The organism is Acinetobacter sp. S4397-1, assembly GCF_024129285.1.
Taxonomy (GTDB): Bacteria; Pseudomonadota; Gammaproteobacteria; order Pseudomonadales; family Moraxellaceae; genus Acinetobacter; species Acinetobacter lwoffii_C.
Map to the genome: position 1 here is coordinate 1 of NZ_JAMXXZ010000103.1, position 234 is coordinate 234.

The following is a 234-nucleotide window of genomic DNA, read 5'->3' on the forward strand; positions in this document are numbered from 1 at the left end:
ACCGAACCTTATTTCACGTTGCGACGAGCTACGGGGTTTCAGAGTCCACAGCCTCAAGAATTGTCCGTCATGTTGAAGACTGCCTGATTCGGTCCAATCTCTTTAATTTACCCAAAGATTTACCCGAGGGCGAAGGCATCGATTGGAATGTGGTAATTGTAGATGCCACAGAAATTCCAATCCAAAGGCCTAAAAAAACAGAAGAAAAGCTATAGCGGCAAGAAAAAGACCCAC

2 pseudogenes are annotated in these 234 nt (G+C 44.9%); both read left to right on the forward strand.

What is annotated here, in order from left to right:
* Positions 1-50: pseudogene (locus tag NI467_RS14985) on the forward strand (hypothetical protein); the annotation flags it as partial.
* A gap of 102 nt (positions 51-152) precedes the next feature.
* Positions 153-234: pseudogene (locus NI467_RS14990) on the forward strand (IS5/IS1182 family transposase); the annotation flags it as partial.